At 37.3% G+C, this 606-nt stretch carries 1 protein-coding gene; it reads left to right on the forward strand.

Features of this window, described 5'->3' with window-relative positions; translation table 11 throughout:
- Nucleotides 1–83 precede the first annotated feature (83 nt).
- A partial coding sequence (locus V3W49_RS22850; protein ID WP_500148254.1) for a hypothetical protein occupies nt 84–606 on the forward strand: 523 nt, incomplete at its 3' end.

Below are 606 nucleotides of genomic sequence, written 5' to 3' on the forward strand. Positions count from 1 at the left end.
ACCTCAAACTCAGGTATGATTTCATTGAGAGGGAAATAGTTCGTCTTAACGCCATCAATGCAGCAAACAAGATGAAATCCCTCGTGGCCGACAAAACCTCAAAGGAACGAACTCTGAACGCTTTGGAACCAGAATCTAAAAAGTTTGGTGAGGAACTTGAGGTCGTCAAAAAACAAATTGACGAGATAGAATCTGAAAAGGCCAAAATTATGGAAGATGCCAATGCATACAACCAAGCAAAGGCAAAGCTTGACACAGAACTAAGTGAAACAATGGAAAAGTTCGAACGAGCAAAGAGCGTCATTGCTACACAAAATCGAAGATTAAAACAAATCGATGTCAGAATACCAGAAACAAAAGAAGAAATTAAAAAAATTCTACAAGAAAAAAGCCCGGAATCCCAACCATTAGAACTGGAAGAATTACTAGAACGAATTAATCATGAAAAGGGCAAGGTAAATGAACAACTCGATTCACTAGACACCGAACTTAAACAAGTACTGACACAACAATCCGAGTTTGTGTCACATAAAATTGAAATCAATACAAAAATAAAAAATCTTGTTGGTCAACTACACCAAGCAAAACTTACACTGGCAAAGTTCG

Source organism: Rosenbergiella sp. YN46, assembly GCF_036620675.1.
Lineage (GTDB): Bacteria > Pseudomonadota > Gammaproteobacteria > Enterobacterales > Enterobacteriaceae > Jejubacter.